The following is a 24,680-nucleotide window of genomic DNA, read 5'->3' on the forward strand; positions in this document are numbered from 1 at the left end:
CGCCGCAGGAGAACCGCAACACCATGAGCAGACCCCGCATCATCTTCATGGGCACGCCCGACTTCGCCGTGTCCTCGCTCGAAGCCTGCTTCGATTTGGGCGAAGTCGTGGCCGTCGTCACCCAGCCGGACAAGCCCAAGGGCCGGGGCAACACGCTGACCGCGCCGCCCGTGAAGGAGCTGGCGCTGGCGCGAGGCGTGCCCGTGTTCCAGCCCGTCAAGCTGCGCACCCCCCCGTTCGCCGAGGAGCTGCGCCGCTTCGAGCCCGACGTGTGCGTGGTGACGGCCTACGGCCGCATCCTCCCGAAGGACCTCCTCGATTTGCCCAAGAAGGGCTGCGTCAACGTGCACGGCTCGCTCCTGCCGCGCTTCCGGGGCGCCGCGCCGATTCAATGGTCGATTGCCTACGGCGACACCGAGACGGGCGTCACCCTGATGGTGATGGACGAGGGCCTGGACACCGGCCCCATGCTCGCGATGAAGCGGCTGCCCATTGGCCCGGAGGACACGAGCGCGACCATGTACCCGAAGCTCGCGGCGCTGGGTGGGGAGCTGCTGCGCGAGTCGCTGCCGGCGTACCTGAGCGGCGAGCTGAAGCCCGTGCCCCAGCCCTCGGAGGGCATGGTGCTGGCGCCCATCATCGAGAAGGACGAGGGGAAGCTGGACTTCAACCGTCCCGCCGTGGCGCTGGAGCGGCGGCTGCGCGCCTTCACGCCGTGGCCCGGGGCGTTCACCACGCTGGCGGGCAAGCTGGTGAAGGTGCACCGCGTGCGCGTGGCGGAAGGCCAGGGCGCTCCGGGCACGGTGCTGGCGGCGGGGCCGGAGGGGCTGGAGGTGGCGTGCGGCGAGGGCTCGCTCGTGCTGCTGGACATCCAGCCGGAGGGCAAGCGGGTGATGAAGGCGGCGGAGTTCCTCATGGGCCACAAGCTGGCCGTGGGCAGCCAGCCGTTCGGCACGTAGGGATGGCGGGGACGGGACTCACTTTTTCGAGTACAGGCGGATGGGCATGAGACTGCTGGTGTTGCATGGGCCGAACCTGAACCTGCTGGGTGTGCGCGATGGCACGCGTGGGTTGTCGGACCTGGACGTGGCGCTGCGCGCGCGGGCCAAGGAGCTGGGACTGACGCTGAAAATCGTCCAGTCCAACCACGAGGGCGTGCTGCTGGACACGCTCGCCGCCGAGCGCGAGGCGGTGGAGGGGGTCCTCATCAATCCCGCGGGCCTCTTCGGCTCGTACGCCCTCAAGGAGGCGCTGGAGGCGGTGGCCCTGCCAGCCATCGAGGTGCTGCTGCGTCCCCCGGCCCGCGAGTCCGTCGTCGGCGAGGCGTGTGTCCTCCAGGTGCACGGAGCCAGCGGCGGCTTCGAGCCCTACCTGGAAGCGCTGAACACCTTCGCCAGCGGCGTCTTCACGCCCGGCAAGCCGGAGCCGAAGAAGTCGCTGGGCCGCAAGCAGGAGAGCGACAGTCCGGCGACGAAGTCCTCCTCGGGGAAGTCGATAGGACGCAAGGGCGCCACCGAGACGGGGGGCGCGCTCGTGCGGGTCCCCGCGAAGCCGCTGGCGCTTCCGTCGGGGAAGGGCGCCGCTTCTTCCGGCAAGTCGATTGGGCGCAAGCCGTCCGCCGCGAAGTCCGAGGACTCGGAGTCACCCACGTCCGGCAAGACGCTGGGACGCGGGGCGAAGTCGGTGGCGTCGACGACGGACCTGCTCACGCGGATGCTGGTGCGCCAGAAGATTTCGGACCGGCTCGCCGGAAAGCTTACTGCTTCCGAGCTGTCCACCTGGGCGCGCTCGCGATACGAGGCCCTCCAAGGCGGCTCGCCCGTCGAGAATGATTCGGGGGATTTGCTGGAGGACAGTCTCCAGCGCCTCACGCTGTCCCACCTCCCCGCGACGAAGCTCTCGGATGAGCAGCTCGTGGACCTGATGACTCGGCTCGACGAAGGATGAATCCCCGCGCACTCGCCATCCTCGTGTTGGCGCGCGTCCGAGCAACGGACGCCTATCTCAACGTGGTGCTCGACACGATGTTGTCGGAGTCACCTCCCAGGGACCCGCGTGACGCGGGGCTCGCCACGGAATTGGCCTACGGCACCACGCGCCGGCAGCTCGCGCTGGACTACGCCATCACCCGCTTCGCCGACCGCAAGCTGGAGGCCATGGAGGACCGCGTGCTGGCGGCCCTGCGCATCGGCGCGTACCAGATATTCCACACCCGCGTGCCCGCGCGCGCCGCCGTGGCGGAGACGGTGCAGGCCCTGAAGGAAGTGGGGCTCGCCCGCGCCGCCGGCTTCACCAACGCCATCCTCCGCAAGCTCGCGGAGCTGCCCGCGCCGCCGCTGCCCTCGCCCACGGACATCGCTCACCACCTGTCGGTGCGCGAGAGTCATCCCCAGTGGCTGGTGGAGCGCTGGCTGCGCCAGTTCGGCCGCGAGCGCGCCGAGGCCATGCTGGTGGCGGACAACCAGTCCCCGCCCGTGGCCATTCGCGCCAACACGTCCAAGGTGACGCGCGACGCGCTGCTCACGCAGTTGCAGGAAGTGGGCGTGGAAGCGAAGGCCGCGACGATTTCGCCCGTGGGCATCATCCTGCCGCCGGTGGGCCGCATCGAGGACGTGTACGGCTACTCGGAGGGGCTGTGGCAGGTGCAGGACGAGGCCGCCCAGCTTGTCGGCGTGTACGGCGCCATCCCCGACAACGCGCGCGTGCTCGACGTGTGCGCGGCGCCCGGCGGCAAGTCCTGTCACCAGGCGCAGTCGCACGACGTCGTCGCCGTGGACCTGCACGCCCACAAGCTGCGCAAGATTGAGTCGGAGGTGAAGCGCCTGGGCCTGACGTCGCGGCTGAAGGCCTACGCGCACGACGCCACCGAGCCCTTCCCTGAAGCGTGGGGCGAGTTCCACGCGATGCTGGTGGACGCGCCGTGCTCGGGGCTGGGCACGCTGCGCAGACATCCGGAGCTGCGCTACCGCCGCAAGGAGGAGGACGTCTCCCGGCTGGCCACGCTCCAGCGGCGCATCCTGGAGAACTGCCAGGAGGCGGTGCCCGCGGGCGGACTGCTCGTCTACGCGGTGTGCACACTGGAGCCGCAGGAGGGGCAGGACCAGGTGGAGATGTTCCTGCGCAGCCACCCGGAGTGGACGGCCGAGCCGCCCGTGCTGCCGGGCCTCAAGCTGCCGCTCACCCAGGCGTACTTGAGGACCCTGCCAGGTCCGGAGGGCTTCGACGGGTTCTTCGCCGCGCGCCTCCGGAAGATGTACTAGCGACGCCTGACGACTACGTGTCCTCGGCGACAGGCATGTTGGCGGCGGCCTTGAACGCCTCCAACACCGCCGCCGAGGCGCGGTCCAGGTACTTGCCCTTGCGGATGAGCAGGCCGATGGGGCGCGACACGGGCCCTTCGGCGAAGGGCTTGGCCACCAGCGAGCCGGCCTTCACCTCGCTCTGCGCCGTGGACACAGGGAGGATGGCGACGCCCAGGCCCATCTCCACCGCCCGCTTGATGGTCTCCACGTTGTCCATCTCCATCACCGGGTTGATGTCGATGTTCTTCTCGCGGAAGAGCCGGTCCAACGCCTTGCGCGTGGGCGCCTCGCGGTCGAACGCGATGAAGGGCACGCCGGACAGCGCGGTGAGGCTCACCTTCTGCTTGGAGGCGAAGGGGTGGTTGGGCGCGCAGACGATGGCGAGCTTGTCGTCGCGGAACGGGAGGATGTCCACGCCCGCGCGCGGCTGCGGGTAGGCGACGATGCCAATCTCCGCCGCGCCCAGAATCACGTCGTCGTAGACCTGGTCATTGCGCCGGTAGTTCAGGCGCATGTTCACCTTGGGGTGCGCCTTGAGCAGCTGCTTCTGCACCGCGTTCAGCTCGTGCAGACCCACCGAGTAGATGGTGGACACGGTGCTGGTGCCCGCCACCTCCGTGGCCTGCTCGCGAATCTCCTGCTCCACCTCCGCGAAGCGCGCGAGGATCTCCTTGCACCCGCGGAACAACCGCTCGCCCGCGGGCGTCGGCGTCACCTGCCGGGCGCTGCGCGACAGGAGCTTCTGCTCGTAGCGGTTCTCCAACGCGCGAATCTGCTGGCTGACCGCCGACTGCGTCACGTGGTTGAGCTGGGCCGCTCGCGAAAAGGAGCCGGTCTCCACCACGTCACAGAACATTTTCAGGGACTCGAGCTGCATGCGCCGCTCCTACTCCCAAACCTAATGGCCAGGCCACTATTAATTAGCCTGCCTACGTCACGCCGCCAAATGCGCTAACCCCAAGGGTTGGCCAGCGGTCGGGCGCAGGGAGCGGGAGGAGCCCCGCGTGGTGGGGCCGGCGGAGTGCTTCAGGGGGCGTCGGGAGGGGCGTGCGTGCGCCGACGCACCAGGACGAAGAGGGCGGCGGAGAGGGCCACCAGCGCGCCGCCGAAGCGCGTCTGGAAGCGGCCCATCTCGTGGCTGGCCTGCTGGAGCAGCTCGCACTCGGGGCCGGAGAGCTGGGTGCAGTCCAGGGTGCCGAAGACGCCCTTGAGGCCGGCGGCGAGCAGCCCCAAGCCCCCCAGGAACATGCCGCCCGCCAGGCCCAGCGCGGCGGCGCGCAAGACGGAGGGCTTCGGGGGCGAAGGCGGGGAGGAGGGCATGGTGGGTGGGTAGCTATAGCCGCGGGGGAGGGGCGGGCTCAACGGGGGCGGGCAGGCGACGTATGCTTCCCGGCATGCGAATCCTCTACGGTGTCGTCGGCGAAGGCATGGGCCATGCGACGCGCTCCCGGGTGCTGCTCGAGGCGCTCACGAAGGAGCACGAGGTCCACATCGTCGTCTCCGGCCGGGCCCAGGACTACCTGGCCAAGCGCTTCCAGAACGTCCATGGCATCTGGGGCCTGACGCTGGCGTACGAAGGCAACTCCGTGAAGAAGTGGCAGACGGTGTTGCAGAACCTGACGGGCGCGGTGAAGGGCTTCCCGCAGAACGTGCGCCAGTACTTCGAGCTGGTGGACGACTTCAAGCCGGACGTCGTCGTCAGCGACTTCGAGACGTTCAGCTACCTGTTCGCCAAGACGCACCGGCTGCCGGTCATCAGCGTGGACAACATGCAGGTCATCAACCGCTGCCAGCACGAGCCCGCGCTCCTGGCCGGGTACGAGGATGGCTACGAGACGTCGCGCGCCATCGTGAAGGCGAAGCTGCCGGGCGCCTTCCACTACCTTGTCACCACGTTCTTCTATCCGCCGCTGCGCAAGCGGCGCACCACGCTGGCCCCTTCGATTCTGCGCCCGGAGATCATCGAGGCGAAGTCGGAGCCCGGTGAGCACCTGCTGGTGTACCAGACGTCCACGACGAACACGGCGCTGCCGGACATCCTCAAGGCGGCGGGCATCCCCTGTCGCGTCTACGGCCTGCGCCGCGACCTCACCGAGGACCTGGTGGACGGCAACCTCACGTACCGGCCCTTCAGCGAGAAGGGCTTCATCGATGACCTGCGCACGTCGCGCGGCGTGGTGGCCAGCGGCGGCTTCACGCTGATGAGCGAGGCCGTCTACTTGAAGAAGCCCATGCTCAGCATCCCGCTGGAGGGCCAGTTCGAGCAGGTCATCAACGCCCTGTATCTGGAGCAGCTGGGGTACGGGATGTACGTGAAGGCGCTGACGGTGGACTCGCTCAAGGAGTTCCTCTCGCGCGTGCCGCGCTGCGAAGAGGCGCTCAAGGGCTACGAGCAGGAGGGCAACACGAAGATGATCGCCTCCCTGAACGAGCAATTGGCCCTGGCGTACGAGCACCGGGGCCACTGGGCCATGGAGATGGCGAAGGACTGAAAGCCGCGCGCCTAGTGGAGCGGGACGTCCATCTCGTTGTTCCGCTCCGCCGCGCGACGTGACAGCTCCGTGAGCCAGGAGCGGGTGAGCGGCGTCTCGCTCTGGGCTCCGCTGTGCGAGTCCTGGTTGCTGCTCTGGGGCATCAGCCGGTTGGCCCAGGCGAGCAGCGCCGCCGTCAACTCGGGCGCCAGCACCCGCCCCACCGCGCCCAGCTTCGCGGCCAGGCCCACCAGCAGCTCCGCGTCACCCCGACGGCAGGCGTCCAGGATGAGGCGCGCGGAGCGCTCGGCGCTGACCGACAGCCCGGGCAGCGAGTCGCCCACGGCGAACCACGCGTACTCCGCCTCGTTCTGGCCCTTGAAGCGCGCGTTGCGGGGGCTGCCCGTGCGCATCAGCCCCGGGCACACGGTGGTGACCAGGATTCCGTCCTGACGCAGCTCCGCGCGCAGGCCGTCCGACAGGCCCACCAGCGCGAACTTGCTGGCGGAGTAGGGCGCGAGGTGCGGGACGCCGAGCTTTCCGCCCACGGAGGCGATGTTGACGATGCGCCCCTCGCCGCGCTGCTTCATCTCCGGCAGCACCGCGAGCGTCGTGTACAGCGCGCCCCACAGGTGCGTGTCCAGCGCGTCCTGGAAGTCCTCCACCGTCATGGACTCCAGCGGCCCCACCGTGATGACGCCCGCGTTGTTGATGAGCACGTCCACCGCGCCCCAGCGCTCGTGCACCGCGCTCACCGTGGCCTCCACCTGCACCGGGTCCCTCACGTCGCACGGCAGGGCGAGCACCTGGGGGCCGTCGCGCTCCAGCTCCTCGCGCGCCCGCTCCAGGGAGGCTTCGTCGCGGCCACAGATGGCCACGCGCGCGCCCTTCTTCACCAGCGCGCGAGCGAGCACCAGCCCCAGGCCGCGCGAGCCACCGGTGATGAGCACCGTGCGCCCGTTGAACGAGTAGCGGGCGCGCCCCAGCACCTTGCGCAGCCCGAGCGTCGCGCCGATGCCCGCCGCCGCCAGCGTGCCCAGGGTGAGGCGGGAGGCTTCCATGTCCTTGCGCCAGTCAGCCATGTGAGGGTTCTCCGGGGGAGAGGACCTCAGGGCGCGGGAGCGCCAGCCGAGGTGTCGTACTGCGTGAAGCGCTCCAGCACGGGGCGCACCTGTCGGGCCGCGTCCTTGCCGCTGAAGTGGTGACGAAGCAGGCCGTCGGCATCGAACACGAGCCACGCGGGCGTCTGCTTCACGCCGTACACCTGGGCCATGGAGCCGTCATCCACGGCGATGGGATAGACGAGCCCATGGTCGCGCGCGAAGGACTCCACCGCGTTGGTGTCGCGCAGCTCCTTGGCGGAGTGGGTGACGTCCACGCCGATGACCTTGAGGCCCCGGGGGCCGAACTCCGCGAGGAAGCGCTGAAGCGCCGCGAAGTCCTGGGCGTGGTCGTCCGACGTCATGGAGAAGAAGTGGAGGAGGACGGGCAGCTCGTCGAGCTCCGAGACGTGGACGGGGGCGTTGATCCACCCGCCATCCGGGTCCAGCAGCGTGAGGTGGAGGTCGTGCGTGGGCGTGGGCATTCGGGCTCCCGCGGGAAGGGCCTGCGTCTGAAGGTCGCCCCTCAAGCTATGCATCCGGCGGAGTCCTCCAGGGCTCGCACCGGGGTGTCGACTGCCTGCCCGGAGGAGGGCGCGCGGGGAGGGAGGCGCTGGACGGACGGCGGCCGAGAGGGCAAACAGTCGCTTCATGCGCATCCCCGACTTCAAGCTGGAGCGGTACTTCGCGCGCTGGGAGTTCGCCGCGCCCTTCACGCTGTGCTCCTCGGACCTCGAGGGCTGGAAGATGAAGGAGCTGCTGGCGCTCGCCGAGCCGGACTCCCTGGCCCGCTGGGAGGAGCTGACGCTCGGCTACACCGAGGCCCCTGGCCTGCCCGCGCTGCGGCAGGAAATCGCGTCGCTCTACCAGGGCGTGGCGCCCGAACAGGTGCTGACCTTCGCCGGCGCACAGGAGGCCGTCTTCATCCTGATGAACGTGCTGCTGGGCCCGGGAGACCATGCCGTCGTCACCTGGCCGGGCTACCAGTCCCTGCACGAAGTGGCGCGCGCCACCGGCGCGGACGTGACGCTGCTGCGGCTGCGCGAGGAGGACGGCTGGGCGTTGGACCTGGACGCCCTGCGCGGCGCGCTCAAGCCCCAGACGCGAATCGTGGTGGTGAACTTCCCCCACAACCCCACCGGCGCGCTGCCGGACCTGAAGACGTTCCAGGCGCTGTGCGCGCTCTGCGACGAGCGCGGCATCTACCTCTTGTCCGACGAGGTGTACCGGCTGCTGGAGCATGACCCGAAGGACTTGCTCCCCGCCGCTGTCGAGCTGTCGCCGCGCGCCTTCAGCCTGGGCGTCATGTCCAAGGCGTTCGGACTGGCGGGGCTGCGCGTGGGGTGGCTCGCCTGCCGCGACGAGGACGTGCTGCGCCGGTGCATGGCGTACAAGGACTACACCACCATCTGCAACAGCGCCCCCAGCGAGGTGCTCGCCCTCATCGCCCTGCGCGCCAAGGAGCGGGTGCTGGCGCGAAGCCGCGCGCTGCTCGCCTCCAACCTGGCCTTGCTGGACGCGTTCTTCGCGCGCCACGTCGACACCTTCCACTGGGTGCGTCCGCGCGCCGGCAGCGTCGCCTTCCCGCGCCTCTTGCGAGAACAACACGTGGCCCGCTTCACCGACGCGCTCGTGCAACGCGAAGGCGTGTTGTTGCTGCCCGGTGACGTCTATGACTTCCCCGGCAATCACTTCCGTCTGGGGTTGGGCCGCACGAGCCTCCCCGATGCCCTGACACGGCTGGAGCGTTTCGTCATCGACACCCGGTGAGACGAGGGCGTGACAACCCAGAGCCGCTGTGAAGCTCCGCGCCAGAGGGCGACGCGACGCGTCAGGCTTTGCTTTGGCTTCCCGGTTTCCGTGATCTCGACCTTTTACACCCAGAGCCTCTAGAGTGAGCGCTTCCCCGTCGGGTCCCCCACCTGGCAGGGCTGCTCCCCCTACTCCCGAGCGGAGGCGTTCACGATGAAGAAGCTGATGGGTACGGCGATTGCCGCGGCCATGCTGTTGGTTGGCACGCAGGCTGCCGCCGCCAATTACACGCTGTGGATTCACGGTCGGAACGGCGGCGGTACTCAGGCCGGAAACTACGGCGACTTCAGCTACTGGGGCCCGGCGGGCACCGCGGCGGGCGTGAACAAGAAGGCCGTGAACTGGAACGGCAAGGAGAGCGTCGGCGTGCAGAACACGCGCGTGCGCGATGCGCTGGATTGCTTCTGTACCGGCGAAAACTGGTGCTACATCGCCGCGCACAGCGCGGGTGACCTCCAGATTGGCTATGCGCTGTCGCTTCACGGCGGCTCGACGCGCACCAAGAAGAACGCGACGCCCAACGCGAGCGGCGTGTGTGGCAATGCCTCCGGCGGCGGCACGCAGACGGGCTGGAACATCAAGTGGGTGAACATCGCGTCCGGCGCGGGCGGTGGCAGCGAGCTGGCGGACGTGGGCGAGTGGGCGGTGAATGAGCCGCTGGTGAAGGACCTGGTCACCACCACGTCGCGCGCCCTGTACAACCACAACACCACGCGCAACGTCTGGTTCTACATGTTCGCCGGTGCGAAGGGCACGCTCTACTCGGGCGTCCTCCCCGGGCAGGACGACGAGGTGGTCTCCTACCACTCGACGGGTGGCGTGTCGGGCAGCGCCGGCAGCTCGCAGTGCAACCCGGGCGACTGGTTCTGCGGCGGCACGCTGAACACCGGCACCGCGAACACCAGCGACGGCCGCGCGAAGTGGGGCTTCCACACCGTGTCGCTGCGTGACGACGGCGAGGCTTTCAACCACTACGCCAACGGCAACTGGGGTGGCATCGTCGCCAAGGTCCGCGAGGACGTGGTGAAGTTCGCCTACTGAGCCCTTGGCTCGGTGAATCCTCCATGACGCCTAACAGCTCCGCTCCCGCTCCTGTCTCCCGCTCGCGCCGTCTCGGGTGGGGCTTCCTGGTGATGGCCCTGGTCGTGGCCGGGGTGGGGTGGTGGAGCTGGCGTCGGGGTGCCGGCGACGAGGAGGCTCCGCGTGAGCCTCCTTCGTTGGCGGAGGGGCCGAAGCGCGCTCCTGGAGAGGCCCCGCCGAAGTCGGGACTCCTCGGGAGCGGCGCGGAGCTGGAGCGACGCACGTCGCCGGGTACAGAGGACATGCGAGTCTCCGTGCTGAGCCCCGAGCAGCGCGAGCGCCTGGAGCGTCGGGAGCTGTGGTCGCAGCGGCTGGAGCGGGCGAAGCGGACGCTGGAGTCCTATGTGTCCGCGACGCGCTATCCGCCGCAGTCCCGCTCCATCCTGGAGCATCCGGACCAGGTGGTGCTCGCGGAGCCGGAGCGCACGCGTCCGTTGAGCCGGGAGAACGCGGACGTGCAGCTCCGGCTGAAGCAGGACCGCGTCTTCGTGGTGGGTGACGAGGCCGTGCACTTCTTCGTCTCGTGTGAGGACGCGCAGCGCCAGGCGAGGCCCTGTCAGGTGCTGTCCTCCTCCGCGCATGAAGCCGAGCACATGCATGGCGCGGGGGCGGTGCCCGCCGTGCCCGTGGCCTTCACGGACGATGGTGTCGGAGGGGACGCGGTGGCGGGTGATGGCATCTTCACCGGGCGCTTCCAGCCGTCGAAGCAGGGCTTCCCGCTGTACTCGGGCACGCTGCGCGTGGACGTGCAGGTGCGCTCGGACAAGGCGGAGGGCACGGCGTTCCTGGACATCCTCTACACGCGTTCGCCGCCGGCGGTCTTCACGGGCAAGGTGCGCGAGGTGCTGGTGGACGGCTCGCTGGTGCTCTACCTGGGCATCAACGTGGGCCAGGCGGGGCGGTACGTGGTGGCGGGCCGCATCGACGACGAGAGCGGCGAGCCCTTCGCGCACGTCTCCTTCAACGAGGAGCTGAGGGAGGGGCCGCAGGAGGTGAAGCTCACCGTCTTCGGCAAGCTCGTGCTCGACGAGTCGCCGACCTTCCCGCTGAAGCTGCGCGACGTGGAGGGCTTCCTGCTCAAGGAGTCAGGGGACCCGGACCGCGAGCTGATGACCGCGCTGCGGGGCTCCGTGCACACCACGAACGAGTATCCGGCGGCGTCCTTCTCCCCCTCGGAGTGGGTGAGCGAGGAGCGTCGGCGCTACGTGGACGAGTACACGCGCGATGTCGATGAGGCGCAGCACATGCTCGACGCGACGTTCGACGAAGAGAAGCGCCCCTGAGTTCGCCGCGGGGCTCCGACGTGACAGCGCCTGCCCCGGGGCAACGACCCCTGTGATGTGAGGGGCCGCTCCGAGGACGCGGGCCGCTTCAGGCGACGTTCGGCTCGTTGTCGCCCACCGGCGTGGGCTCCGTGGAGACGACGGACGTCGTGCCCCGCGCGTCGAGGGACTCCCCTTGCGGCACGGGTTGAGCCGCGAGGGCCTCGGCGGTGAGCGAGGCCTGCTCCGGGCCGAACGCGGTGAGCGCGGGCTGCTCCACGAAGCTGTCACCCGACAGGTCGAGCTGCTCCAGGAGCGGCTGCGCAATCACCGATGCGGGCTCGGCCGGCTGGGCGTCGGGCTGGAGCTCCACGGCGTCAGCGACGACGTCCACGCTCTGCGCGCCGAGCGCCGCGCTCACCGGGACACTGGCGGCGACGGGGTTGGCCACGAGCGAGCCGAGCACGCCCGCCAGGGCCGCGTCCGCCGGGCCGGGCTCCTCATCGTCCGGAACCAGGCTGCCCAGATCGCTCAGGTCCGCGAGGAACTCCTCCGGTCCCGCGGGCCGCACGGACGCATCCATCAACTCCCCGGATGCATACCGCGCCGCCGTCGGGCCCTCCACCGCGCCGCCATCCCACGTCACCCCATCGCTGGCGGGGACGCCGCCCTCGAACCAGTCCAGGTCCAGGTCCCGAGGGTCCACCCGCACCGAGGAGGCAGGAGTCCCCAGCATGGAGAGCAGATCCTCTGGCGCGTCCACGCTGGTCGAGGAGGTGTCCAGGTTCTGGAGCTCCCACGCCGCCTCGTCCGGAGAGAGGATGTCCGACGCATCCGGTACGCCCGCCTCCCCGCGCCGCGACGCCCGCTCCGGGCCATTGCCGAAGTCGCGCGGCGCTCCCAGCGCGGACGGCAGCTGCGAGCCGAGCCTCTGCGCGTAGCGTGGCGCGGCGGACTCGAAGGAGCTCTCCCCGGAGAACACGCGCAGCGCCGCATGCTCCAGCGCTCGCGATGAGCCACCGTCCTCGGCCTCGTCCGTGCTGAACGAGCCCAGCAGGGCGTCCGCGCCGTCCGCGCCGTCGGCCTGGAAGTCGCTCTCGTCGGAGTAGCCCCGGCGGATCTTCGACACCGGGTCCAGCGACTCGCTCTGGGTGAGGGGCGAGACGCTGTTGTCCACGTCGAGCGAGGTGCGTCGCAGCGAGGACAAGATGCTCGAGGACAGACGGCGGATGGAAGTCATCGGTCACCTCCCGGGGCGCGCACGGCGGACATCATCGTAATTGTCGACGCCCCCGGGTGAAAGTTGCCAGGGGCCTCGCCTGAGGTCCCTCCCTACCCTGGAAGAGTGGAGCCCGCACCCATCACCTGTGGGGTCGTCACCCCTCGCACTGGACAACGTTTCGCGATGCAGGGTGCTTGCAACGTCCGCCACCGAACGGGTGCGGGGCGGACGCCGAGGTCCCCTGGCACTCATGCCCCAGCCGCCGCACAAAGAGAGGTATCCGTAGCGGGCGCGCTCACCTGGGGATGGGCGCTGGCCTCCCGCTTGCTGGGGAGAGGCTCGAGGAGGCGGTGTCATGCTGCGTATCGAAAGCGCGGGACAGACCCATATCGGTCGCCGGCCCCACAACGAGGACTCCTACTGTGTCCTGCCGGAGCTGGGGCTGTACGTGGTCGCTGATGGGCTGGGTGGGCAGGAGGGCGGCGAGGTGGCGAGCCGCTGTGTCGTGGACACCTTCGCGGGCCTGGGGCAGCGATGGGAGCGCGAGCAGGAGACGGTGTGGCCGGAGGTCGCCGACCCTCGCCGCACGCGCGAGGAGAATCTGCTGGCGGCGTGCTCCCAGCTCGCCCAGCGCAACCTCCAGGCCCAGCGCGTCGGTCGGTTGAGCGAGATGGCCTCCACCGTGGTGGCCCTGGTGCTGGGGCAGGACGGCGCGGCGGTGGCCCATGTCGGGGACAGCCGCTTGTACCGGCTGCGGGCAGGCAAGCTGGAGTCGCTGACCCGGGACCACTCGTTCATCGAGGAACTGAAGGACGTGGGCATGGAGCCCCCGGGAGGCGCCTCCAACTGGCGGCATCTCATCACCCGCGCGCTCGGTACGGACAACGCGGAGCCCACGCTGCAGCGACTTCACGCGGAGCCCGGGGACGTCTTCCTGTTGTGTTCGGACGGCCTCTACGAGCCGCTGGGGATGGACGGGCTGCTGCGGCGCCTGTCGCTCGCCTCCGCGCGGGAGGTCTGCGACGCGCTGGTGGCGGATGCCTTCGAGGCCGGAGGCAAGGACAACATCACCGCCGTCGTACTGCGGGTCGCTGACGCTTGAGGTGAGGGGTCAGTGAAGGTGGGAGGGTCAATGGTGGGGAGCCGGGTCATCCCGGCCTTACTGCGCAATCACGAAAGCTTGGGGTAGGGTGTGGCTTCGGGGGTTCCCCCACCCCGGTTGTTTCCCCTCTCGTCCGACACCGCAGCGCATGACGCACAGCCTCGCCGCTCGTCTGACCATCGCCATCACCCTGGTCATCCTGGCCCTGACCGCGCTGTGCGTGACGTTTACCGGCGTCGTGCTGCGCTCCCGGATGAACACGGAGCTGGCCCAGGCTCTCACCCATGACGAGTCCGCCTGGAGCCGCTTGGTGGCCCAGGAGGCTCGAACGCTGAGGGTGCTGCTGCGCAGCGCCGCGGCCAACGCCGAGCTCCGCTCGCTGCTCTCCGGAGCGACGGTGGACGCGAAGGCGCTCCAGACGTTCGCCGATGCGGAGAAGACGCTGGTGTCGGTGGAGCTGTTGCTCATCACCGCGCCGGAGGGTCGGCTGCTCGCGGGCTCCTACCGGGAGCCGCTGCCCGCGCTCGCGGAGCGGGTGAAGAGCAGCGCGCCCGGAGTGCTCTATGTGGGCGACGCGGTCTATTGGACGGTGGCCCGGCCGGTGGAGGTGGACGGGCGCACGGTGGGGCACCTGGTGTTGGGGAGCCGGTTCGACGACGCGCCGCTGAAGGACCTGAGGAACCAGCGGGGCGTGGAGCTGCTCTTGCGCGTGGGGCCCAGGCTCGTCGCCCAGTCCGTGGACGTCGTGACGCCGGAGGCCTTGCTGGCGGCGGTGGACGCGGACGTGGAAGAGGGCCGCGTGGAGGTGGAGGACTCGTCGTTCCGCGTGGCGAGGCTGCCGGTGGACCAGGGGTTGGAGCTGGTGCTCGCGCGGGACGAGAAGACGGAGGCGTCGCGCTTCGGCACCGCGGTGCTGCTCATCGTCGGGCTGGGCTTGTTCACCGCGCTGGCGGCGGGCGGGGCGATCTTCCTGCTGGTGCGACGGATGACGGGCCCCTTGCGGGAGCTGACGGCGGCGGCGGCGCGGGTGGTGGCGGAGGGCGACTTCCGGGGCACGCTGGAGGTGCACTCGCAGGACGAGATTGGCCGGCTGGCCGCGTCGTTCGCGGAGATGATGGTGCAGCTGCGCTCGCTGCTGATGGCGCTGAAGGGCTCGGCCGAGCAGCTCGAGTCCGCCGCCGCGCAGCTCACCGAGTCCGCGTCCGTGCAGAACGAGGCGGTGTCCCAGCAGGCGGTCGCGCTGCATGAGACGCAGCTCGCGGCGCAGCAGCTCCAGGAGTCGTCCCGGGCGGCGGCCAAGCGCGTGGTGACCATCCAGCGCGAGGCGGAGAAGGCGAGCGGCTTCGGCGAGGCCGGCGAGGCCGCGGTGTCCGGCAGCGTGGGCGGGCTCACGCACATCCGCTCGCACGTCGAGCAGATTGGCCGCACCATCACCGTGCTGCATCAGCGCACGCGGCTGGTGGGGGACATCACCCGCACGGTGAAGGACCTGGCGGACCAGTCCAACGTGCTGGCGCTGAATGCCTCCATCGAGGCGGCGCGCAGCGGGGACCAGGGCCGAGCCTTCTCCGTGGTGGCGCGGCAGATGCGCTCGCTGGCGGACCAGTCCGCGGGCGCGACGACGCGCGTGCAGGGCATCCTGGGCGACATCGGCAAGGCCATCTCGGAGGCCGTGCGCATCAGCGAGGGTGGCGCCCGGGAGGTGGAGGGCGGGCTGGAGCAGGTGCAGGCGGCGGGAGAGAGCCTGCGCTCGCTGGCCGGCATCATCCAGAGCAACGGCCAGACGGTGAAGAGCATCTCCGATGCCGTGCGCCAGCAGGACGCGGGCATCGCGGAGCTGTTCGCCGCGCTCAGCTCCATGACGGACGTGGCGGACCAGATTGTCGACCGCATGGCGGCCAGTGAGCAGGCAGCCATCCAGCTCTCCGCCGCCTCGGGTGAGCTGAGCGCCATCGTCGGCCGCTATCAGCTCTGAGGCGGCGCAGGGCCTCGGGTGCGCCGAGCGTCATCGTCGGTCTCTATCAGCTCTGAGTTGGCGTAGTGCCTTGGGTTGACTGGACGCGCGGCGACGCCCACGGAGGCGTCGCGCTCGTCGGTCTGTTGCGACGCGTCTCAGCCCAGCTCGCCGCCGTCGATGGCGTGCGCGGCGCCGGTGATGGCGCCCGCGGCGTCCGATGCGAGGAAGAGGCACAGCGCGGCCACCTCATCCGGCTGGACGATGCGGCCCATGGCGTTCATCGACGCCAGGGCCTCGCGCGCCTGCTCTCCAGAGCGGCCGGTGGTGTGGGAAATCGCCGCCGTGGCGTTGGAGAACATGTCCGTCTCCACCCAGCCCGGATTCACGGCGTTCACCGTCACGTTCTTCTTCGCGTACTCCACCGCCAGCGCGCGCGTCAGGCCCAGCAGCGCGTGCTTGGAGGCGCAGTAGGCGGACGTGTATTTCATCCCGCGCACGGCGGCCATGGACCCGATGTTGATGACGCGTCCTCCCCCGGCCTGCGCCATGGCGGGCATCAGCTCCCGGCAGAGCAGGAAGGGCGCCGTCACGTTGATGGCCATCACCCGCGCCAGGTCCGCCGTGCTCGTCTTCGTCAGCGGCGCGGACACGGTGATGCCCGCGTTGTTCACCAGCACGCGCGGAGGTCCGTCGGCGAGAATCGTCTTCGTCGCCTCGATGAGCGCGGCCTCGTCCGCCACGTCCACGACGAGGGGCCGGATGCGCTCGCCTCCCTCCTTCACGAGCACCGCGAGCGCATCCGCGGCGCGGGCCAGGGCCCAGACGCGATAGCCCTCGCGTGCGAAGGTCAACGCCACGGCGCGGCCGATGCCTCGGCTCGCTCCCGTCACCACCACGGTCTGCTGAGTCGTCGTCATGCGCGGCAGCCTAGCGCCCCGCGTCGGCCTGGGCACGCTCGACGACACGCCTCACCCGGCGGAGGCGAGCGCCGGAGCGGGCGCCTGAGGCCGGATGCGCTCCCCCACGCGCTCCAGTCCCTGGCCGGCCCGCGCGCGGGCGTGGACCAGGGGATAGTCGTCGAACGCCGTGCCCAGCCACCTGTCCAGCACCGTGGTGTACAGGCCGTAGTGGCCCTGGTACCGGGCGTGGTGCATGGCGTGGAAGGTGGGCGTGAGGACCTGTCGCCCCAGCCAGGTGGACACGAAGCGCTCCGGCAGCCACTCCGTGTTCCCATGGCCCACCACGTTGAGCGCGTAGTTGGTGACGATGTAGAGCGCCACGCCCGCCTGGGTGACGGGCATCACCTCCAGCGCCAATAGGACGAGGCCGAAGTTGCCTCCCAGCAGCACCAGGCGCTCCACCAGCGAGAAGGACAGCGACGTCAGTGGGTTCGTCACCTGCGCCACGTGGTGCTGCGCGTGGAATCGGTAGAGCGCTCGCGTGTGCAGCAGGCGGTGCGTGGCGTAGAACCACACCTCGAAGCCCCCGAAGAGAAAGGCGAAGGTCGCCACCGTCGCGCCCACGCTGAAGGGCGCCAGCCGAGGCTGTACCGCCAGGCGGAACGCGGCGACGAGCACCGCGTCGAAGAGCAGCACCCGCACCGCCGCCCACGCCTCGCTGCGAAGCTGTCCCGGCGCCAGCGGCTTGCGGTAGACGCGCCGCCGCGCCCCCGCGCTCAGCCCCGCCGCCCACCACCCCAGGCCCACCATCGACACCTTGAGCGCCCCCGAGACGCCGAGGACGAAGGGGAACACCGCCATGAATGCGTGCACCATCGCGCTCCACCTCCGACCCTGGCCACCGTCACCCCATGCTAACCCCCGGAGACGCGCCGGGTTGCGCGGGCGGTTTGACGCTCCTGAAGGCGGGCATTAGGACGGGCGCCATGGCACGCGCGGACATCACTGACTTGTTCCGGCTGGACGACCTGCTGTCCCCCGAGGAGAAGGCCGCTCGCGACACGGTGGCCGCCTTCGTGGACCGCGAGGTGCTGCCCATCATCGGCGGGCACTTTCGCGACGGCACCTTCCCCTTCCACCTGGTTCCCCAACTCGCGGAGATGGGCGTGCTGGGCGCCAACCTCCAGGGCTACGGCTGCGCGGGGATGAACACCGTCAGCTACGGCCTCATCCTCCAGGAGCTGGAGCGAGGTGACTCCGGGCTGCGCTCCTTCGCGTCCGTGCAGGGCTCGCTCTGCATGTTCCCCATCCACGCGTACGGCAGCGACGAGCAGAAGGAGCGCTTCCTGCCGGGCATGGCCCGGGGGCGCGTCATCGGCTGCTTCGGCCTCACCGAGCCGGACTTCGGCTCCAACCCCGGAGGCATGCGCACCCGCGCGCGCAAGGACGGCGACGACTACGTCCTCAATGGCACCAAGACGTGGATTACCAACGGCGCCATCGCCGATGTCGCGGTGGTGTGGGCCAAGACGGACGACGGCGGCTCCGAGTCCGTCCGGGGCTTCCTGGTGGAGAAGGGCATGCCCGGCTTCACCGCGCGGGACATCCCCGGCAAGTTCTCCCTGCGCGCGTCCATCACCAGCGAGCTGTCCCTCCAGGACGTGCGAGTGCCCGCGCGCAACGTGCTGCCCGGCGTGGTGGGCCTGCGAGGGCCCCTGTCCTGCCTCAACAATGCGCGGCTGGGCATCGCCTTCGCCGTCACCGGCGCCGCCATCGCCTGCTTCGAGGGCGCGCGCGAGTACTCCCTGTCCCGCGCGTCCTTCAACGGCAAGCCCGTGGCCGGCTACCAGCTCACGCAGGAGAAGCTGGCGGACATGCTCCAGGACATCGTCAAGGCGCAGTTGGTGGGCCTGCGCGTGGCGCGACTCAAGGACGAGGGCAAGGTGACGCCCGTCATGGTGAGCCTGGCCAAGCGCAACAACGTGAAGAGCGCGCTCGACATCGCCCGCGTCGCGCGGAGCATCTACGGCGCCAATGGCATCACCGACGCGTATCCACCGGTGCGCCACATGCTGAATCTCGAATCGGTCTTCACCTACGAGGGCACCCACGAGGTGCACACGCTGGTGCTGGGCAAGGCCATCACCGGACTCGACGCCTTCGACTGACACACCTCACCCGGGCGCCTCCCCTCGTCCCGGCTGCGTGGGAGAGGGGAGGGCCTTCGGTGGGTGACGCCGGGCTTCAGCCCTGGCTGCTCTCGCCGCCCTCGGCCTTCGGGGCCTCGGCGGACGTCGCCTCGGCCTCGATGGCTGCGGACGCTTCTGTCTCGGCGGGAGCGGACGCCTCGGTCTCGGTGGGAGCGGACGCCTCGGCGCCTTCCTCCGAGGACTCGTCGGACAGCTCCGGCGCGGTGCCAGCGGCCTCCGCCGCCTGCTGCGCCTTGAGCTCCTCGTCGTTCATGAATCCGATGGGGCTGTCCTTCCTGTTGAGGAAGCGCACCGCCTTCTTCGAGAGCGCGAACATCTGCTCGGCCGCCGCGGCGGGCACCAGCGCGTGTTCGATTTGCGCGGGGTCCGGACGCTCCACCACGCCGAGCTCGCCGTCCTCCAGCCCCTTGGCCTGCGCCGGCGTCAGCTCCATGCGCCGCAGCTTGCCCTTGCGGGTCATGAAGTAGAACACCGTCTCCCCGGACTCCAGCGGCACCTGCGAGCCCATCACGAGCTCGCGCAGCGCCTTGTCCAGCTCCACCTGGCGCTTGGACTCGGCGCGCTGGTAGGCCTTGGAGCCAGGCATGGGGGGCAGCTTGGGGATGGGCTTCTCGGCGACGGCGGCGGGACGCCCGTGCTGGGGCGCTCCACCTCCGCTCACGCCGCCGCCACCGGGACGGAAGGAGCCTCCCTGTCGGGGAGCTCCTCCACCGGGACGGGGCGCTCCACCGCCAGGACGGCCGCCGCCAGGGCGGCCTCCGCCCTCACGGCCGCCGGGGCCACGGTCCTCGCCTCGGGAAGACGGAGCACCGGATGTCCGGTTCTCGTCACGCCGGGGCGGAGGACGGTTGCCGCTTGGACGTCCGCCCTCCTGGGGCTGGGGTCTCCGGGCTTCCGTCTGGCTGGGTGCCGCATCAGCCTTCTTGGACTGTTCCTCGGTGACGAGGCCCGCCTTCAATAACTTGTCGCGCAGGTTCTGCATGAGAAGGCCGTTCTATCCCTTGCACGGCCGCACGCAAGCCGCTGCTTGCCGCTCTTGTATGCGCCACGTAACTTGCCGCCCTCGTGGTACCCCCTCCGGAGGAGTCGTGAGCCGTCTGAAGAAGTCCGCCGTCACCCTCGCCGTGGCGCTGGCCGCCGCCAGCTGCTCGGACCCGGTCGACAAGGCGGCCAAGGCGCGCATCTTCTCGCCGGAGGACCCCCCCAAGGTGGTCGCCTCCGCCCAGCAGAAGCTCCCGCCGGAGGATGTCGCGGAAAACCCGCAGGTGGCCCGCCGCATCCTCGGCATGGACGCCGCCGAAATCACCGAGCGGCTGGGGCCCCACCGCTACCAGGCCACCCTCGGCTACGAGTGGACCTCCGCCGAGTCCAACCCCGTGAAGCTCACCGAGACGCGCACGTTCCGCGCGGGGCCGGGGGGTGTCAGCGGCGACTTCCACGGCGTGCTGGAGAACTCCCGGGACCAGGGCCTGGAGGTCATGCGCGTGGGGGGGCAGGTGTTCGCCCGCAACCGGTATGGCCCGTTCCGTCAGCGTCTGCGCGACCGCGGCATGGCCGAGCGCACCCGCACGGAGCTGACCGGCGCCATCCGCGACTTCGACATCCTCTTCCACGGCAGGCTCAAGCTCGCCCCGCAGGGCACCGTCACCTATGAAGGGCGCACGGCGTGGCGCTACGTGGTGACGCTGGCGCCCGCGTCGGAAGGGGATGGCTCCCGGCCGCTGCCGAAGCTGTTCGAGCCGAAGGGTGGCGCGGACGAGACGACGCGTCGGCGCGCGAACTTCTTCGCCCACCGGCTGCCGCGCTCCTTGGATGGCGAGGTGCTGGTGGACGCGGTGACGTCGGTGGTGCTCAAGGCCCGGCTGGACGGGCGCGTGGGCGTGCCGTCGGAGAAGACGCCCGAGGCGGCGGAGCTGCGGCTGACGCTGGAGGCGGCCCTGTCCGAGCTGGGCAAGGACCCGAGGCTCGCGCCGCCCGAGGAGTTCCTCCCCGACGCGGACAAGCCCCAGGGCATCGCCGACGCGCTGGACCGCTTCGGCATCGAGCGCGCGAAGCCCGAGGGTGCCAAGAGCACCACGACGGGTGAGGCGCCGCCCGAGCCCGAGGACGAGGGCGCGCCGGAGTAGGCAGTCGCACGGGTGGGGCGCCCGGGCGCGGGCGTCCTCCTTGGAAGGGCCAGGTGTTCCGGACAGGCGAGTCATGGGTGGCGGGCGCCCCGGCTTTTCGAGCCAGGTCGCCTGCCCTGACCGCATCGCCCGGACACCTGGGGCAGGGGCGCTGTCCCGCCTCTCAAGTCCCTGGATTCACGCGGGTTCTCGGGTGGCGTGTGCCTTGCTTTTCCCGGGGCCCATGCGCTGTCTCCCCCTCCTGCTCCTGTGTCTGTGCGGGCTCTTCGCGCCGCTCGCGAGGGCGGAGCCTCCCTCCCGCAGCCTGGGGGTCACGGTGTTTCCGGTGGGGGCGTTCGCCCTGAAGGACTCCGACGGGCGGCGCGAGGTGGGCTACAGCGCCGGGCTGGCGTGGAGCTATCGCCGGGAGCGCTCCCTCCTGGAGGTGGGCGGGCACGTGGCCTCCAGCCACCGGCTCACCGAGGCGACCCCCATGTCCCTGCGAATCACGCTCCCGGAGGCCCGCCGGGTCCGCCCCTACCTGGGGGTGGGGGTGAGCCTCCTGATGTCCCACGGCCGGGAAGGGGAGGAGCTGCCGCGTGTCCTCCAACTGGGGCCGGAGCTGTGCGGGGGAATGGACGTGGCGCTGGGGGGCCGGCTTTTCCTGTCCGCCCAGGCCCGCTACCAGAACTTCTCCGCCACCGGCTCCCCGTTTTCAGGGCGGCGCCAGGCGCTCTCCACCGCCTTTCTAGGAGCGGGAATGCACCTGTAGGCACCCTCTGGCGCTACAGGGCGGGAGCGACCTGTTGGAAGAAAATTTGCGCCAACTCTTGCGTCCTCTAGAATCCCCGACGGTTGCGGCTCGGACGCGTCCGACATGCTCGGATGTTCAGCGGGCTGCACAACAAGGGAGCGGAGATGGAGCGCAAGGTCGGGAGTAGCACGGTGACGGCCAAGGAGGTCAAGGCGGCGCTGGAGAAGACGCGCACGCTCACGGCCGAGGAGGAGAAGGCGCTGCGCATGCGGCATGGCGCCGGCGCTTCCAGCACGCGAGCCCCGCTTCCGCGCGCTGCCGGTGACAACGAAGAGCTCGGCGACGAGCTGCTCGTCATCGAGATGCAGTTGATGAAGGCCATGCGCGCTCGCGCTGCGGCCAAGACGCCGGCTACGAAGGCGGCGGCGCCCGAAGCGCCTCGTGCGCGTGAGACGGTCGCCAACCCGACGAAGGACAAGATCGTCCGGGCGCTGCGCAAGAAGAAGTAGTCGCTCGCGCAGCCACCACTACCGGTTGAGGATGGCCACGAGGCGCTCCCCCGCCTCGGGCAAGGCCAGCGGCCTGCCCGATACCTCCGTGGCCAGTCCTTCCGCGTCATCCGTTCCACCCCGAGCGTACAGCCCCTTCAGCCAGGTGGCGGCGTTCGGGTTCCTCCAGAAGTCCTCGTTGAAGCGCTCGGTGAGGCGCGTGGTGAGCCGAGCCTCCAGGGCCCAGGCTCGCAGGTAGTGCGCCACGTAGAGCTGCGGGTCCACGTCGTACAGGTAGAACCCGAGATGTGGCTCCGCGAAGAGGGCGCGGCGTTGGCCGTCGGCGTACTCGTCGGCGCGCTCGGTGGACGGGCCCTTGGTGCAGAGCGACAGCTCATAGGACAGCTTCGCGCAGTGACGGCGCAGCACGCTGAGCGACTGGAACGCGGCCATCCGCGCCGTGTCGTGCGCGAGCATCGTCGCCAGCCCCAGGTAGCGCTTGAGCCACTCGGGGGACAGCAGCAGTCGCTCGAAGACGGCGGCGTGGGCCTCCGTCACGGCCGCGTCGCCCAGGCGGCGCAGCTCCATGGGCAGGTTCTCCGACACATGGGCGCGGTGGTGCGCGTGGCCCAGCTCATGGAGCAGGCTGCCCACGGCGTCGAGTCCCCCACGGGGCTGGAGCACCAGGCGGATGTCGTCCGGCACGCGGATGGTGACGACGAAGGGGCGGGGTGACTTGCCGGGGCGGTCCTCCTCGTCCATGCGGATGCGGCCTCCGGCGTTGGGCGTGAAGCCCCACTCGCCGAGCCACTGGCGCACCGCGGGCCAGGCGTCCTCGCGGCGGAAGTGCTCGTCCAGCCACGGGGCCTGGAGCGCGGCCTGGACGTCGTGCCTTCGCGCGTCGCCACCGGGCAGGGGCCGCAGCTGCGGGTCCGTCTTCTTGAGCACGTAGGTGAGCACGTCGCGGTAGGCGTCCTCGGTGCGCTTCAGCGTCTGTTCGGCGGCCTCGGCGAGCTTGGCGTAGGCGATGCCCGTGACGTCCTCGCGCAGCGAGGGATAGTCCTTGGCGCCCAGTCGCTCGGCGGTGAGGAGGGCGGCTTCGCGGCGGTCTCCATAGGGGCTTCGGTGCTCCCAGAGGTAGTTGCCGACGGCGCGCTCCAGGCCGGCGCGGCGGGCGCGATTCGGCTCGTGGGGGAGTCGGCTCATCGCCCCGGCGAAGTCGAAGGACTCGTCGTCGACGTTGAGCACCGCGTTGGCTTCCACGGTGGCCATGGCCTGGGCGGGACGGGCGGCGAGGGCTTCTTCCACCTGGGTGGCCACCAACTCGCGCACGAGCTGGATGCGGCGGACGGCGAGGACGTCGTCCTTGGCGCGGGCCTTGGTGAGCGCCTCGGTGGCGGCGACGAAGGTTTCCGGGGCGGACAGCTCCGGGAAGGAGGCGTGGAGGCTCGCGATGGGAAGCTCTCGCGCGAGGCCGGCACCATGCCGGTACTGAAGGGTGGCCAGCTCGGCGAGGAAGTCGTCCAGCCGTGTGCGGACGGCGTGTAGGGGGCGGTCCATGGGGCGCGGACCGTACCAGGGCTCACGGGAACAAAGGGTCGAGGGCGCGACGCTCGGTCGTTTGTCGAGACTGTCGGACAGGGAATCCCATGCCGCGGGAGGGCTCCTGCTTGTGGTTCGCCGTGCCTTTCTGTAGCGAGCAGCCCATGGTGCGAGGTGGGCCGTGAAGCGTCGGACATTCCGGGCGGAAGGCGCGCGGGCGGTGGTGGAGGCGGTGGCCGCGGAGCTGGGCCTGCCCGTGGAGCAGGCGCGCGGGCTGGTGGAGGTGGGCGCGGTGTACGTGGCGGGGCGGCGCTGCAGGGATGCGAAGGCGCGGCTGACGCCGGGGCAGGTGGTGGCGGTGGTGTTGGAGGAGGGCGGGCAGAGCTCGCTGGCGGAGGCTCCCGTCGCGCCCACGTTCCGCGTGTTGCATGAGGATGCGGAGGTCCTCGCCGTGGACAAGCCGGCGGGACTCAACGCTCAGCCCACGGAGGCGCGCGTGGGCGCGAGTCTGGTGGACCAGGTGAGTGGCTACCTGGGACGCGAGGCGGGGCTGGTGCACCGGTTGGACCGGGAGACCTCGGGGGTGACGGTGTTCGGCAAGACGCCCCAGGCGACGTCCGCGCTGGCGGAGGAGTTTCGCGAGGGCCGGGCGCGCAAGCGCTACGTGGCGGCCACCGGGCCTGGGCTGCCGGAGTCGGGGACGGTGGACCTGCCGCTGTCCAAGGACCCGTCGCGTCCGGGCCGTTGGCGAGCGACTCGCGCGGCGAATGGTGTTCCCGCGCTGACGCACTTCCGCACGCTGTACGCGGGGCCGGAGTTCTGCGTGGTGGAGCTGCTGCCCCAGACGGGACGCACGCACCAGCTGCGCGCGCACCTGACGGCGCTCGGGGCGCCCATCCTGGGGGACTCGCGCTACGGCGGCGCGCCCAGGGCGGGAGGTGTCGAGGCGGCTCGGTGTCTGTTGCATGCACACGCGCTGGAGCTGGCGCATCCGCGCACGGGAGAACCGCTGCGCGTGGAGGCTCCGGTGCCCGAGGACCTGCTGCGCTTCTTCACGCTCGCGGGGGTCGTGGTGCCTCAGGGGGCCGTGCCGGAGCAGTGACTCAGGGCGACGGAGGCCTCCCGGAGCGCGGGGTTCAGGGCCGCCACCAGACCTTGGCCACCGCCGTCAAGCTTCTCCATGCGCGAGTCGCGGGCGGCCAGTCTCGCCAGCACGGCGTGGGTGCCAGCCGTCGAGCCATCGCCGAAAGCAAGCGGCCGAAGGTCCCAGAGGGTGCCCTTCCAGGAGGCTCTTCGCTGCTCGGGCCACGGTGGGCTCGGCATTTCGCGCGGGAAGCATGACGGCGACAGCCGGGATGGCCTGCGTTGTGTAGA

Annotated in this window: 24 protein-coding genes; 14 read left to right on the forward strand and 10 right to left on the reverse strand. The window is 70.4% G+C overall.

Features of this window, described 5'->3' with window-relative positions:
* Positions 1 to 23 precede the first annotated feature (23 nt).
* From fmt to rsmB, 3 genes are read left to right on the forward strand one after another with little or no spacing between them, the layout of a single operon-like run.
* Positions 24 to 959 (forward strand): methionyl-tRNA formyltransferase, encoded by a 936-nt coding sequence (gene fmt, locus ACN469_RS03050; RefSeq protein WP_498763967.1) that lies wholly within the window; start codon positions 24 to 26, stop codon positions 957 to 959.
* 40 nt (positions 960 to 999) lie between these two features.
* Positions 1,000 to 1,947: a type II 3-dehydroquinate dehydratase gene (locus tag ACN469_RS03055; RefSeq protein WP_498763969.1), complete on the forward strand. Its 948-nt coding sequence runs from the start codon at positions 1,000 to 1,002 to the stop codon at positions 1,945 to 1,947.
* Positions 1,944 to 3,260 carry a 16S rRNA (cytosine(967)-C(5))-methyltransferase RsmB gene (rsmB, locus tag ACN469_RS03060; RefSeq protein WP_498763971.1) on the forward strand — a complete coding sequence of 439 codons (1,317 nt, stop codon included), beginning with the start codon at positions 1,944 to 1,946 and terminating at the stop codon, positions 3,258 to 3,260. The genes ACN469_RS03055 and rsmB overlap by 4 nt, the downstream gene beginning before the upstream one ends.
* Positions 3,261 to 3,273: 13 nt before the next feature.
* Here the strand turns inward: rsmB and ACN469_RS03065 are convergent, their stop codons facing one another.
* Together ACN469_RS03065 and ACN469_RS03070 are read right to left on the reverse strand one after the other, a co-directional pair.
* Positions 3,274 to 4,179: a LysR family transcriptional regulator gene (locus ACN469_RS03065; RefSeq protein ID WP_498763973.1), complete on the reverse strand. Its 906-nt coding sequence runs from the start codon at positions 4,177 to 4,179 to the stop codon at positions 3,274 to 3,276.
* Between the two features lie 149 nt (positions 4,180 to 4,328).
* A complete protein-coding gene (locus ACN469_RS03070; protein WP_498763975.1) occupies positions 4,329 to 4,622 on the reverse strand; it encodes a hypothetical protein in 294 nt (97 codons plus the stop codon).
* Between the two features lie 74 nt (positions 4,623 to 4,696).
* Between ACN469_RS03070 and ACN469_RS03075 the strand changes: the two genes are divergently transcribed.
* The gene (locus ACN469_RS03075) at positions 4,697 to 5,794 is read left to right on the forward strand and encodes an MJ1255/VC2487 family glycosyltransferase (protein ID WP_498763977.1); all 1,098 of its coding nucleotides are present in this window, start codon (positions 4,697 to 4,699) and stop codon (positions 5,792 to 5,794) included.
* Between the two features lie 11 nt (positions 5,795 to 5,805).
* Here the strand turns inward: ACN469_RS03075 and ACN469_RS03080 are convergent, their stop codons facing one another.
* Together ACN469_RS03080 and ACN469_RS03085 are read right to left on the reverse strand one after the other, a co-directional pair.
* Entirely contained in the window at positions 5,806 to 6,855 is a 1,050-nt protein-coding gene (locus ACN469_RS03080) for an SDR family NAD(P)-dependent oxidoreductase (RefSeq protein ID WP_498763979.1), read from the reverse strand.
* A gap of 26 nt (positions 6,856 to 6,881) precedes the next feature.
* Positions 6,882 to 7,358, reverse strand: coding sequence for a peroxiredoxin family protein (locus ACN469_RS03085; RefSeq protein ID WP_498763981.1), 477 nt, complete (start codon positions 7,356 to 7,358; stop codon positions 6,882 to 6,884).
* A gap of 166 nt (positions 7,359 to 7,524) precedes the next feature.
* Here ACN469_RS03085 and ACN469_RS03090 point away from each other — a divergent pair, with 166 nt between their 5' ends.
* The 3 genes from ACN469_RS03090 to ACN469_RS03100 all read left to right on the forward strand — a co-directional run bounded on the left by ACN469_RS03090 (position 7,525) and on the right by ACN469_RS03100 (position 11,048).
* The gene (locus ACN469_RS03090; RefSeq protein ID WP_498763983.1) at positions 7,525 to 8,643 is read left to right on the forward strand and encodes an aminotransferase class I/II-fold pyridoxal phosphate-dependent enzyme; all 1,119 of its coding nucleotides are present in this window, start codon (positions 7,525 to 7,527) and stop codon (positions 8,641 to 8,643) included.
* A gap of 195 nt (positions 8,644 to 8,838) precedes the next feature.
* Complete coding sequence (locus tag ACN469_RS03095) at positions 8,839 to 9,726, forward strand: hypothetical protein (protein WP_498763985.1); 888 nt, start codon at positions 8,839 to 8,841, stop codon at positions 9,724 to 9,726.
* Between the two features lie 23 nt (positions 9,727 to 9,749).
* Entirely contained in the window at positions 9,750 to 11,048 is a 1,299-nt protein-coding gene (locus tag ACN469_RS03100) for a choice-of-anchor X domain-containing protein (protein ID WP_498763987.1), read from the forward strand.
* An 88-nt stretch (positions 11,049 to 11,136) separates the two neighbouring features.
* Here the strand turns inward: ACN469_RS03100 and ACN469_RS03105 are convergent, their stop codons facing one another.
* Positions 11,137 to 12,267: a hypothetical protein gene (locus ACN469_RS03105; RefSeq protein ID WP_498763988.1), complete on the reverse strand. Its 1,131-nt coding sequence runs from the start codon at positions 12,265 to 12,267 to the stop codon at positions 11,137 to 11,139.
* A gap of 337 nt (positions 12,268 to 12,604) precedes the next feature.
* Between ACN469_RS03105 and ACN469_RS03110 the strand changes: the two genes are divergently transcribed.
* Together ACN469_RS03110 and ACN469_RS03115 are read left to right on the forward strand one after the other, a co-directional pair.
* Positions 12,605 to 13,351 carry a PP2C family protein-serine/threonine phosphatase gene (locus tag ACN469_RS03110; RefSeq protein WP_498763990.1) on the forward strand — a complete coding sequence of 249 codons (747 nt, stop codon included), beginning with the start codon at positions 12,605 to 12,607 and terminating at the stop codon, positions 13,349 to 13,351.
* 148 nt (positions 13,352 to 13,499) lie between these two features.
* Entirely contained in the window at positions 13,500 to 15,326 is a 1,827-nt protein-coding gene (locus tag ACN469_RS03115) for a methyl-accepting chemotaxis protein (protein WP_498763992.1), read from the forward strand.
* A gap of 137 nt (positions 15,327 to 15,463) precedes the next feature.
* On the opposite strand, the gene ACN469_RS03120 is transcribed toward ACN469_RS03115, so the two are convergent.
* Entirely contained in the window at positions 15,464 to 16,225 is a 762-nt protein-coding gene (locus tag ACN469_RS03120) for an SDR family NAD(P)-dependent oxidoreductase (protein ID WP_498763994.1), read from the reverse strand.
* A 51-nt stretch (positions 16,226 to 16,276) separates the two neighbouring features.
* Positions 16,277 to 17,083, reverse strand: coding sequence for a sterol desaturase family protein (locus ACN469_RS03125; protein WP_498763996.1), 807 nt, complete (start codon positions 17,081 to 17,083; stop codon positions 16,277 to 16,279).
* A 110-nt stretch (positions 17,084 to 17,193) separates the two neighbouring features.
* Between ACN469_RS03125 and ACN469_RS03130 the strand changes: the two genes are divergently transcribed.
* On the forward strand, positions 17,194 to 18,375 hold the full coding sequence (locus ACN469_RS03130) for an acyl-CoA dehydrogenase family protein (protein WP_498763998.1): 1,182 nt from the start codon (positions 17,194 to 17,196) through the stop codon (positions 18,373 to 18,375).
* Positions 18,376 to 18,451: 76 nt separating this feature from the next.
* On the opposite strand, the gene ACN469_RS03135 is transcribed toward ACN469_RS03130, so the two are convergent.
* Together ACN469_RS03135 and ACN469_RS03140 are read right to left on the reverse strand one after the other, a co-directional pair.
* The gene (locus ACN469_RS03135) at positions 18,452 to 19,078 is read right to left on the reverse strand and encodes a DUF2058 family protein (RefSeq protein WP_498764000.1); all 627 of its coding nucleotides are present in this window, start codon (positions 19,076 to 19,078) and stop codon (positions 18,452 to 18,454) included.
* Positions 19,075 to 19,227: a hypothetical protein gene (locus tag ACN469_RS03140; RefSeq protein ID WP_498764002.1), complete on the reverse strand. Its 153-nt coding sequence runs from the start codon at positions 19,225 to 19,227 to the stop codon at positions 19,075 to 19,077. The genes ACN469_RS03135 and ACN469_RS03140 overlap by 4 nt, the downstream gene beginning before the upstream one ends.
* A 278-nt stretch (positions 19,228 to 19,505) precedes the next feature.
* Between ACN469_RS03140 and ACN469_RS03145 the strand changes: the two genes are divergently transcribed.
* From ACN469_RS03145 to ACN469_RS03155, 3 genes are all read left to right on the forward strand, one after another.
* A complete protein-coding gene (locus ACN469_RS03145; protein ID WP_498764004.1) occupies positions 19,506 to 20,543 on the forward strand; it encodes a hypothetical protein in 1,038 nt (345 codons plus the stop codon).
* 223 nt (positions 20,544 to 20,766) lie between these two features.
* The gene (locus ACN469_RS03150; RefSeq protein ID WP_498764006.1) at positions 20,767 to 21,294 is read left to right on the forward strand and encodes a hypothetical protein; all 528 of its coding nucleotides are present in this window, start codon (positions 20,767 to 20,769) and stop codon (positions 21,292 to 21,294) included.
* Between the two features lie 146 nt (positions 21,295 to 21,440).
* Positions 21,441 to 21,785: a hypothetical protein gene (locus ACN469_RS03155; protein WP_498764008.1), complete on the forward strand. Its 345-nt coding sequence runs from the start codon at positions 21,441 to 21,443 to the stop codon at positions 21,783 to 21,785.
* Between the two features lie 18 nt (positions 21,786 to 21,803).
* Here the strand turns inward: ACN469_RS03155 and ACN469_RS03160 are convergent, their stop codons facing one another.
* Entirely contained in the window at positions 21,804 to 23,324 is a 1,521-nt protein-coding gene (locus tag ACN469_RS03160; protein WP_498764010.1) for a peptidase M3, read from the reverse strand.
* A 163-nt stretch (positions 23,325 to 23,487) separates the two neighbouring features.
* Between ACN469_RS03160 and ACN469_RS03165 the strand changes: the two genes are divergently transcribed.
* On the forward strand, positions 23,488 to 24,408 hold the full coding sequence (locus ACN469_RS03165; RefSeq protein ID WP_498764012.1) for an RluA family pseudouridine synthase: 921 nt from the start codon (positions 23,488 to 23,490) through the stop codon (positions 24,406 to 24,408).
* The last annotated feature ends 272 nt before the right edge of the window (positions 24,409 to 24,680 follow it).

It is taken from the genome of Corallococcus terminator, from assembly GCF_049194865.1.
Classification (GTDB): Bacteria; Myxococcota; Myxococcia; order Myxococcales; family Myxococcaceae; genus Myxococcus; species Myxococcus terminator_A.

Coding starts and splice junctions, on each gene's coding strand:
- rsmB (WP_498763971.1), top strand. CDS start 1,944: ATGAATCCCCGCGCACTCGCCATCCTCGTGTTGGCGCGCGTCCGAGCA.
- ACN469_RS03160 (WP_498764010.1), bottom strand. CDS start 23,324: ATGGACCGCCCCCTACACGCCGTCCGCACACGGCTGGACGACTTCCTC.
- ACN469_RS03125 (WP_498763996.1), bottom strand. CDS start 17,083: ATGGTGCACGCATTCATGGCGGTGTTCCCCTTCGTCCTCGGCGTCTCG.
- ACN469_RS03120 (WP_498763994.1), bottom strand. CDS start 16,225: ATGACGACGACTCAGCAGACCGTGGTGGTGACGGGAGCGAGCCGAGGC.
- ACN469_RS03070 (WP_498763975.1), bottom strand. CDS start 4,622: ATGCCCTCCTCCCCGCCTTCGCCCCCGAAGCCCTCCGTCTTGCGCGCC.
- ACN469_RS03065 (WP_498763973.1), bottom strand. CDS start 4,179: ATGCAGCTCGAGTCCCTGAAAATGTTCTGTGACGTGGTGGAGACCGGC.
- ACN469_RS03095 (WP_498763985.1), top strand. CDS start 8,839: ATGAAGAAGCTGATGGGTACGGCGATTGCCGCGGCCATGCTGTTGGTT.
- ACN469_RS03110 (WP_498763990.1), top strand. CDS start 12,605: ATGCTGCGTATCGAAAGCGCGGGACAGACCCATATCGGTCGCCGGCCC.
- ACN469_RS03075 (WP_498763977.1), top strand. CDS start 4,697: ATGCGAATCCTCTACGGTGTCGTCGGCGAAGGCATGGGCCATGCGACG.
- ACN469_RS03055 (WP_498763969.1), top strand. CDS start 1,000: ATGGGCATGAGACTGCTGGTGTTGCATGGGCCGAACCTGAACCTGCTG.
- ACN469_RS03085 (WP_498763981.1), bottom strand. CDS start 7,358: ATGCCCACGCCCACGCACGACCTCCACCTCACGCTGCTGGACCCGGAT.
- ACN469_RS03105 (WP_498763988.1), bottom strand. CDS start 12,267: ATGACTTCCATCCGCCGTCTGTCCTCGAGCATCTTGTCCTCGCTGCGA.
- fmt (WP_498763967.1), top strand. CDS start 24: ATGAGCAGACCCCGCATCATCTTCATGGGCACGCCCGACTTCGCCGTG.
- ACN469_RS03150 (WP_498764006.1), top strand. CDS start 20,767: ATGCGCTGTCTCCCCCTCCTGCTCCTGTGTCTGTGCGGGCTCTTCGCG.
- ACN469_RS03080 (WP_498763979.1), bottom strand. CDS start 6,855: ATGGCTGACTGGCGCAAGGACATGGAAGCCTCCCGCCTCACCCTGGGC.
- ACN469_RS03115 (WP_498763992.1), top strand. CDS start 13,500: ATGACGCACAGCCTCGCCGCTCGTCTGACCATCGCCATCACCCTGGTC.
- ACN469_RS03130 (WP_498763998.1), top strand. CDS start 17,194: ATGGCACGCGCGGACATCACTGACTTGTTCCGGCTGGACGACCTGCTG.
- ACN469_RS03155 (WP_498764008.1), top strand. CDS start 21,441: ATGGAGCGCAAGGTCGGGAGTAGCACGGTGACGGCCAAGGAGGTCAAG.
- ACN469_RS03090 (WP_498763983.1), top strand. CDS start 7,525: ATGCGCATCCCCGACTTCAAGCTGGAGCGGTACTTCGCGCGCTGGGAG.
- ACN469_RS03100 (WP_498763987.1), top strand. CDS start 9,750: ATGACGCCTAACAGCTCCGCTCCCGCTCCTGTCTCCCGCTCGCGCCGT.